The organism is Neosynechococcus sphagnicola sy1, assembly GCF_000775285.1.
GTDB classification, from domain to species: Bacteria; Cyanobacteriota; Cyanobacteriia; order Neosynechococcales; family Neosynechococcaceae; genus Neosynechococcus; species Neosynechococcus sphagnicola.
Window position 1 is genome coordinate 25,318 of record NZ_JJML01000055.1, and the last position, 8,522, is coordinate 33,839.

11 protein-coding genes and 1 pseudogene are annotated in these 8,522 nt (G+C 46.6%); 9 read left to right on the forward strand and 3 right to left on the reverse strand.

Annotated features, from left to right (window positions below):
• The first annotated feature begins 51 nt into the window (after positions 1-51).
• The 7 genes from DO97_RS17750 (at position 52) to DO97_RS17780 (ending at position 5,237) form a co-directional block, all read left to right on the forward strand.
• Positions 52-693: a type I restriction endonuclease gene (locus DO97_RS17750; RefSeq protein ID WP_036536018.1), complete on the forward strand. Its 642-nt coding sequence runs from the start codon at positions 52-54 to the stop codon at positions 691-693.
• Positions 614-1,168: a Uma2 family endonuclease gene (locus DO97_RS17755; protein WP_036536019.1), complete on the forward strand. Its 555-nt coding sequence runs from the start codon at positions 614-616 to the stop codon at positions 1,166-1,168. Before DO97_RS17750 ends, DO97_RS17755 begins: the two co-directional genes overlap by 80 nt.
• A gap of 8 nt (positions 1,169-1,176) precedes the next feature.
• A complete protein-coding gene (locus tag DO97_RS17760) occupies positions 1,177-1,386 on the forward strand; it encodes a type II toxin-antitoxin system HicB family antitoxin (RefSeq protein ID WP_036536023.1) in 210 nt (69 codons plus the stop codon).
• Positions 1,370-2,578 (forward strand): restriction endonuclease subunit S, encoded by a 1,209-nt coding sequence (locus DO97_RS17765; RefSeq protein WP_036536025.1) that lies wholly within the window; start codon positions 1,370-1,372, stop codon positions 2,576-2,578. The genes DO97_RS17760 and DO97_RS17765 overlap by 17 nt, the downstream gene beginning before the upstream one ends.
• Positions 2,579-2,690: 112 nt before the next feature.
• Positions 2,691-3,785, forward strand: a complete 1,095-nt coding sequence (locus DO97_RS17770) for a helix-turn-helix domain-containing protein (RefSeq protein WP_036536027.1) — start codon at positions 2,691-2,693, stop codon at positions 3,783-3,785.
• Entirely contained in the window at positions 3,782-4,261 is a 480-nt protein-coding gene (locus DO97_RS17775; RefSeq protein WP_036536029.1) for a PIN domain-containing protein, read from the forward strand. Before DO97_RS17770 ends, DO97_RS17775 begins: the two co-directional genes overlap by 4 nt.
• A gap of 466 nt (positions 4,262-4,727) precedes the next feature.
• Positions 4,728-5,237, forward strand: coding sequence for a DUF1993 domain-containing protein (locus DO97_RS17780; RefSeq protein ID WP_036536031.1), 510 nt, complete (start codon positions 4,728-4,730; stop codon positions 5,235-5,237).
• 283 nt (positions 5,238-5,520) lie between these two features.
• On the opposite strand, the gene DO97_RS17785 is transcribed toward DO97_RS17780, so the two are convergent.
• Positions 5,521-5,760 (reverse strand): hypothetical protein, encoded by a 240-nt coding sequence (locus tag DO97_RS17785; RefSeq protein ID WP_036536034.1) that lies wholly within the window; start codon positions 5,758-5,760, stop codon positions 5,521-5,523.
• Between the two features lie 218 nt (positions 5,761-5,978).
• On the opposite strand from DO97_RS17785, the gene DO97_RS17790 reads away from it, so the two are divergent.
• Together DO97_RS17790 and DO97_RS17800 are read left to right on the forward strand one after the other, a co-directional pair.
• Positions 5,979-6,230, forward strand: coding sequence for a hypothetical protein (locus DO97_RS17790; RefSeq protein ID WP_036536037.1), 252 nt, complete (start codon positions 5,979-5,981; stop codon positions 6,228-6,230).
• Between the two features lie 192 nt (positions 6,231-6,422).
• Positions 6,423-6,797, forward strand: coding sequence for a hypothetical protein (locus DO97_RS17800; protein ID WP_052128918.1), 375 nt, complete (start codon positions 6,423-6,425; stop codon positions 6,795-6,797).
• Between the two features lie 855 nt (positions 6,798-7,652).
• Here the strand turns inward: DO97_RS17800 and DO97_RS17805 are convergent.
• Entirely contained in the window at positions 7,653-8,225 is a 573-nt protein-coding gene (locus DO97_RS17805; protein ID WP_036536045.1) for an IS630 family transposase, read from the reverse strand.
• Positions 8,216-8,522, reverse strand: a pseudogene (locus DO97_RS24500) (IS630 family transposase); the annotation flags it as partial. The gene DO97_RS17805 and the pseudogene DO97_RS24500, both read right to left, overlap by 10 nt.

Consider the following 8,522-nt stretch of genomic DNA (forward strand, 5'->3'; position numbering starts at 1 on the left):
GAACTAGGTGATTTCTCAGATGTATGCTGAGTCTGATTACACTTCTAACCTATGAGCCATTCTCCGAATGAAGCCCAAACCCGCAAGGAATTGATTGACCCAAAATTGATTGCAGCAGGATGGGATATTGATCCTACCCATGGGCAAGTCAGGTTTGAAATTCCTGTAGATGGGTATGATGCGGAACCCTGGAATGGGGTAACAGACTACTGCCTCTACCGTTCCAATGGGGAAGTGATCGCGGTTGTAGAAGCGAAGAAACAGAGCCGTGATCCACGGGTGGCAGAGCAGCAGGTGCGGCATTATGTGACGGAAATAGCGAAGCATCAGAGCTTTCAGCCCTTTGCTTTTTTGACTAATGGCAGAGAAACCTATTTCTGGGATGTTGATCGCGAAACTAAACGCCAGGTGGCGGGCTTCTTCTCGCTGTCAGATCTGGAGAACCTGCTCTATCTGAGCCAAAACAAGATTGCGCTGCAAACCTTGGGGGTGAACATCGCGATCGCTGGACGAGCGTATCAGCAGGAAGCGATCCGGCGAGTTTGTGAGCGGTTTGATGGAGGGTTTCGTCAGAAGTGGCAGAATTGGAGAAACTACTGGAGGGATAGGCAAAATGGTTGCAACCGTAAAAAGCCTGACGCTGGAGGAGTTTTTAGAACTTCCAGAGACGAAACCCGCATCCGAGTTTATTGATGGACAAGTGAGCCAGAAGCCCATGCCCCAGGGAGAACATAGTACGCTTCAGAGTGAATTGTGCGATCGCATCAACCAGGTCACAAAAGCCCCCAAGCTTGCCTATGCCTTTCCAGAACTGCGCTGCACGTTTGGCGGAGCTTCCGTTGTACCGGATGTTGCCATATTTCGATGGGAGCGCATTCCCCGCACCGAAGCCGGGAGGGTTGCTAATCGCTTTAACCTCCAGCCTGATTGGGCGATCGAAATCCTTTCACCCGACCAGAGCCAAACCAAAGTCTTAGGCAATTTACTCCACTGTTCTCAGCACGGCACAGAACTCGGTTGGCTGCTAGATCCAGCAGAAGCAAGCATTTTGATAGTCTTTGGCGATCAGAGGGTGCAATTGCTGAGTGGCGATCGCCCCCTCCCGATTCTCGACGGCATTCCATTATCCTTATCAGTAGAACAGGTGTTTGGTTGGTTGAGTTTATGAGAAGCCTGATGAAATATGCAGTGGTGATTGAAAAAGGAGTCACAAGCTATGGAGCCTATATTCCCGATTTGCCGGGGTGCGTGGCAGTAGGGGAGACATTGGAAGAGGTGAGGAGACTGATTCAAGAAGCGATCGCATTCCATCTGGAAGGATTACAGGAAGACGGTGAATCAATTCCTGAACCTGTTTCGATTTGTGAGTATGTTGAAGCTTGTTGAGTATGCAGACGAGATGAAAGTGAATTATTTAACAATTCGGGATTGTGTCCAAAAAACTCAGCAGTGTGATCCTGTAAAACTGAATCGTGAGTCAATAACCTATATCGATATTTCCTCTATCGACAGACAAACAAAAAAGATAGTAGAACCTCAATATATTATTCCAAGTGAAGCCCCAAGTCGAGCCAGGAAACGTATCTACAAGGACGATATTCTGGTTTCAACTGTTCGACCAAATTTGAACTCTGTTGCTTTCGTCTCCAATCAATTTGATGATCAAATCGCATCAACTGGATTTTGTGTACTTCGCTCTAATCCAAAAATCATCAATCCTATTTATCTATTCTATTTCACCCAAACCAATCAGTTTGTTGAGAGATTAACAAAATTATCTATAGGTGCAGGATATCCTGCTGTTTCTGATGAAGACATTCTAGATTCCGAAATACCTTTGCCACCGATCGCAGAACAAAAACGAATTGCATCGATCGCCCAGAAATGCGATCGCCTCCGCCGCACCCGCCGCTACACCCAACAACTGAGCGATAGCTATTTGCGATCGGTCTTCCTTGAAATGTTTGGTGATTTTCTTGAACTAAATGTCAACTCTAAATTTGGAGATGTTCTAGAAATACCTCTGAACAATGGAGTTTTTGAGAAGAATGAGAAGTATAGTTTTGGAACTCCTGTAATTTGGGTGGATGATCTCTATCATACGATTTCAATAGATACATCCAAATTACGTAGAGCAAAACTAGATGATAAATCAGTAGATAAATACGAGGTGTTAGAAGGCGATTTATTATTCACTCGATCCTCCTTGGTTAGAGAAGGGACTGGGCAAATTAATATCGTTCCTTCTCTCAAAGAAAGAACTACTTTTGAATGTCATACTATTCGAGCACGTGTTGAAAAAAGAATAGTTAATCCCTATTACATTCTCGGACTTTATAGAAGTTCCTATGGTAGAAATCTAATCATGAATAGGGCTAATACTGCGACAATGACAACTATTGGACAAGAGGCAATTGCAGAACTTCTATGTCCCATACCACCTCTTCCCCTCCAAGAAAAATTTGCTCAAATTGTCCACCGGTTTGAGCGGCTGCGGATACAGCAACGGGAGGGCGATCGGCAGGCAGAACATTTATTTCAAACCGTTCTTCACCGTGCCTTCCGGGGTGAGTTGTAGTCCTAAGCATGAAGTGACCCAATACTGTCTTTGCCATGACAATCACCTCTTTTAGCGCATGGTACGATGTTAGATATATATAACATCCATGCCTAAAAACCGCTAAAAACGCATGAACTCTGTTAACCTGATCCGTGCCTTTCGGGAGCAAGCAGGACTCTCTCAAGAACAACTGGGAGAGGCGATTGGTGTTACCCGACAAACGATCGCCGCCTGGGAAACGGGCGATCGAGAACCTTCCCTTGCTCAACTCACCAAGATTGCGAAGCGGTTGGGTGTATCAACGGATCTGTTGCTGGCAACGAATTCTGATGGAGCAGCCTACTCATCAGAGATTGGGTTATTGTTTCGCGCAGACGAACCCGCTGCCCTCACCCCAACTTTGCGGAGCCTGTTGACCCAAAAGGCTATCGATTATGCCGCGATCGAGCAATTATTGGGTGAGTTACCAGCCCTGCCAGAGCAACGTCCCCTCAAGGAGTACAAAGAATATGCGGTTGAAGAAGTCGCCAAAGAAATTCGCCAATGGTTAGGTTTAAGCGAATCAACGCCGATCGGGGATGTGTTTGCCCTATTAGAAGCCAAGGGATTGAAGATCCTGCTACATCCTCTGCCTAACGATATCTCCGGTTTCTCTGCCTATACGGATGAACTGGGAGCCGTGATTTTTGTGAACTCGATTCATCCCACCGAGAGACAATTCTTTACGGTTCTTCACGAGCTTGCCCACCTCATCTTTCATCGTCAGGAATACAAAGCTTCATCCGAACCACTAACCCAAACCGCAGGCAAAGATCCACGGGAAAAATCTGCCGACCATTTAGCAGGAGCGGTTTTACTCTCAGAAGATATCCTTCGTAAAGAGCTACACGCCTATCGCGATCGCTGGATTCCAGAACCCCTTCTGGCAGACCTCAAATGTCGATACAACGTCAGCCTCATCACGATTCTGATCCGTGCTGGTCAACTCAGTTTTATCAACAAAAAGCAAGTTGGGCAGCAGATAGGGGTGCTCAAAAAGAAATATCCCGATCGTGAGCAGCCTACCCTACCCGAACCTTCTTGTCTGAATCGGCTACAACGTCTCACTTACCTGGCACTGTTAGAAGAGGAGATCACCACCTCTAGAGCCGCAGAAGTCCTTGGAGAAAGTCTTACTGCGGTGCGCCAAGAATTGCGACGGTGGACGGAGGAGAACGGGAATTGACCTTTTTAGTCGATGCTAATGTTCTGATTGATCTAGGCTTTGTAGAGGGGCTAGACGTATTACCAGCGTTGGGAACAGCCCAAGTTCTGGATGTTGTCTTGTTAGAGTGCGAGGAACCTCCCGACTTGGCAGACAACATTCGACAAGCTGGCATTCAGGAAATTGAGGCAAAGCAAGAGTGGGTAAAGGCTGCTCTACTTTACAAGACAGGACGCTTGAGTTTGCCCGATGTCTTAAACCTCTACTACGCGAAAACCGTTGGATGCACCTTGCTAACCAATGAAAAGCCCTTACGAAAGCTCTGCCAGCAGGAGCAAGTGCCCTTTCATGGTCTACTCTGGATCATCGAGCAAGCCTACCAGCTAAAGCTGAGAACTGCTGACCAACTGTGTGTCTGGCTCATCACGCTTGAGCAAGTGGGCAGCCGTCTGCCAACAGTGGAAGTAGCCCAATTGCGTCAATACTTAGGTTGCTAGAACCTACAACTAGAAAAGCGCATCTAATCCGATCGCCTGATTACCTTCTTAGATTGAAACAAGCAGAGGCGAAAAGCGCGATCGACTCCAAGCAACCCCAAACGCAATTCAAGACCTGTCCAGCTTTCTGGACAAACATATTACCTGATGGGCGACTATTTCTGGGCTAACGGTTTTACGTCGTTTTGAGCCACTCAAAATTTCAACTATACTGCGTTAGCTCATAGACTTGGGATTTTTGGGGGTGTGGGGGTGGTGCCCCAGCCAGGGGTTCCACCCCTGCACCCCTCCTACAAAATCCTTAAATTTATGTCCTGGCAAGGTATATTCAAACCTTCGTCACGAGAAATCAAGGGTTTCAGACTTTTAGTTGCACATCGCGTTATTTTAATCTTGCTTTAACTTCATTGTGTGTCTGTTCATAGAGAATTGGCATGAATGCCTTCTGCTTTTAGGAGCAATTTTCATGAACATCACGATGTATCAAGCATCTGTTCCTCCCCTCATGCACACACTAACTAATCTCATTGCGATTCTAGAGAAGGGAGCTGCACATGCCGAAGAGAAGAAAATTGCCCCATCGGTATTGCTGGATAGCCGCCTCTATCCCGATATGTTCCCACTAGTACGACAGGTGCAGATCGCCTCTGATATCGCTCGCAGAGGAGCGGCGCGACTAGCAGGGTTAGTAGCACCTGATATGCCAGACATCGAAACAACCTTTTCAGAACTCATCACACGGCTTCAGCAGACCATTGCCTATCTGAAAACTTTGACAGCAGAGCAGATTGATGGCTCAGAGACGCGGTCAATCTCCCTACCGGTAGGCGAAGAAACGATGGTATTTGATGGCTTGCCATATCTCCTCTACTTTGTTTTGCCCAATGTCTATTTTCATGTCACAACCGCATATGACATCCTCAGGCATTCTGGCGTAGAACTAGGCAAACGAGATTTTCTCGGCAGCCCAAAATAAAACCAGAGGGGATTTCAGGGGTCGGGGTCTTTACTTTGGGAAGGTTATAGAACCGACATATCCTGGACTAACTGTTAGGTACGCAACGCGGAGCAAAATGAGGTTGCTTTTCCTATCACTGAATAACACAGAGCGATACTCGCCATACTGTCCTGACTTAACCCCAGTGATGAACTCAACCGTAGCGGTGATGGGTGCAACGACTTTAGACATGGTTCTAACCTTCTTGTTGTGCAGTGACTCAGTGAGGCGGTAGAGGGGATGAAGGCATCCCCAGATAGGTTTAGAACTCGTCTGGTTCAGGCATCCACCAAGTGACAAACTGCCAGTCTGGAAACTGCTCAGCAACTACAGCATTGAGGCGAGGGCAGATCATTTGGCCATTGTTGGGGAAGGTTACTTCAATCACCAGAGATTCCATTCCCTGAAAGCAGGTAGGGGGTTGAGCAGGGCGGATCAGCTCGGCATAGATGGTGAAGGATTCGGGAAGGTTGGTTTTGACTGGGCGGGTTACGGTGTACATTTGAATTACTCCTTTGTGGGGTAAAGAGAGGGTTGTTGCTTCCCGGCGTAGCCCTCTCTCGTCTTCATACCCATATTATCCCTGTATACAAGGATTAAATCAAGATTGGACTGATTAAATTATCCCTGTATACAGAAAAGCCTCGATTGTCTTTACTTATCCCTGTATACATTTGATTTATCTCCGTATACTTAGGGTGTAGAGTGTTGGATCGAAAAATGCCTAAAGGAAACCCTAAGCCAATCATTACCCCAGAATTTGAGGCCAACAAAATCAAGCGTTCTGATGACACTACAGATCCACTTGCCCAACAGCAACTACAGGTAAGGGTTGGTCAGGATGTAGATAATGCGATCAGAAAATTAGGGAACCAAAAAACCGAATGGCTGCGACGGGTTATTACTGAGGCGGCAAAGCGAGAATTGATGGGGTTTGGAGAGGGCAATCTCAGTGAGGAGGAACAGCAGTGAATCAAGAGGGTGTAGAGCAGTCCCAAGAAGAACAAGAAGAAAATGTGCATGGAGCCTCCGATCCTCAGAAATGTAGAGATATGGAGAGGCGATATAAATGGAGACTGAAGACGATCAGGCCCACTAAAAACCCTGTGCTACCTGTAGACTGTGTTTTCTACGGAGAACAAACTAGCTTTGAGGATGAACGCTATGACTAAGGAAACCTGGATTGTATTCAAAGCTCACAGAATGGATGCCCATGGTTGGCAAGAACGGCGATTACAACCATTTGATAGTTTTACCGATATCTTGCATGAAGAGTGGGACAGTTCGGGTAGAGAAGATAAGTTACCCAAACCAGGCGATCGCGTCAGAGAGTATGCCAATCTCGATACTCCCGGTGATGGTGTCACCCATGGACGAGATGGGGACTGGATTGTCACCCGTGTTCAGCACTTCTCATCCTTTGATACCGACACAAGAATTGTAATTTGCTACTGCGAATATCAACCCGCTCTCCCTAACTGGGAACCTGTTCACCGAGGTCAACCCGTTGATGAGTTGCTGCAACCTGTAGAGGCATAATCTTGGGATGTGACAGTTCAAACTGTGATAAAAACTGTTATAAAAACAGCTACCCCAAGGAGAAGTCTTGCTTGAAAGGCTTATCAGAAAATCACTCTAGATGAAATGACTTCTCGATTCGTAATCGAGCGGTCGTGAGTTCAAATCTCATCATCGGCTTTCAAATCCACCAAGCTTTTCGCCTTATTTTGCAGGGGTTACAGGCTTTGGTGTCTGGATGTCTTGATACGGGTGATAGGTTTTTTTGGTCTTGTTGGGGAAGGTTGGAGATTGAACTGAGATAAAAACTGTGGGTAGTGTTTAAGAGGATGTTTTAAAAGTCTTTCAGGGTGTGTTTCACCACCCTAGCTACCTAGAAGCTAATACGAGAGAATCAGGGTTCCAGGGTTTGCGATCGCGCCTCTGAGTTGTATTTGAGGCTAAAGCCTACCCTTTTAAAACATCCTCTAAGATGTAATGATGGAGAAGTAGAGTTTCACGGTGTTGTGCTCCTTGCCTGTCTGTCCTCGTGGTGCCTCTTCCCACACGGTCAAGAATTGTCACATCCACAATGGGAAGTAACGGTTCAAATGCCAGTTTTAAAAATCGGTGCAAAATCACATTGGTGCGATCTGGTATTTCATCCATTACTACAACGCATTATTACTTGCGTAGCACTACCCAATCTATATTGCGATGGTCTCCGACCGGCCTTTGGCCATCGCCCTTTGATCATATTCAACCCGTAGAGTCTCTAAATCCCGAGGACAATCTCTAAGCACAGCCTCGTCCGTTGTCTGCAAATCGCAGGGAGCGTAACAGCCCGCGATTAAGCGGACAGCAGTAATATTTGTATCATCACCATTATAGCCATTCCTACTCTAATGAGATACGGTAACAACAATGAGAGAACCAGTTACGAATGTTCTCAAGAGAGATTTGGTTGAAAGCCGATTCAAGAGCCAAGGCGAGGTCAGGATAATTACGGGCCTTGATCGACCGTAAAATCTGCTTAATTTTAGACCAGGCATTTTCAATGGGGGAGAAATCAGGAGAATAGCGGGGTAAATAAATCAAAGTAGCTCCCGCTTGTTCAATCAAAGCTCTGATCTCAGCTCCCTTATGAATCGAGCAATTATCCATTAAGACAAAGGCTCCCGGCCATAACTGCGGCACTAATCGCTGAGCAATGAACGCTTCAAAGGTGAGTCCATCGATAGCCCCTAACAGACTCACTTGGGCAATCACACCTTTAAGAGATAAAGCCCCAATCACCGAGACATTTTTGCCTCGGCTGGAAGGACGATTTCCTCTGGCTCTTTGCCCTTTAAGGGCACGGGCAAGTAAGCGGTTCAGGCAGAGGTTGACTCCCGATTCATCAATAAAAATCAGGTTCTTGGGATCAAAAGCTCGAATGATCTGCCAATAGTCAAACCGCTCTAGCTGCACGGCCTCACTTTCTTTTTCACTGGGGTGAAGCGTTTTTTTAGGGTAATTTGAAGCCTCTGGAGCATCCGAGCGGTGGTTGAGCGTCCTATCCTGACCCCAGTTGCTTGCTCCAGTTGATCGCGAAGCTCCTCTAGGGTGGCATCATTATTGGCTTCTACAAGCTGTTTTAAAACTTGGAGTTGAGGTTCATTAAGTTTAGTGGGGGTTTGGAGCGTGCGAACTTTAGGGGCAATGTCCCCACTCTGTCGATATTGCTTGAGCAGTTTGTAGATGAAGCTTAAGGCGACTCGAAAGCGC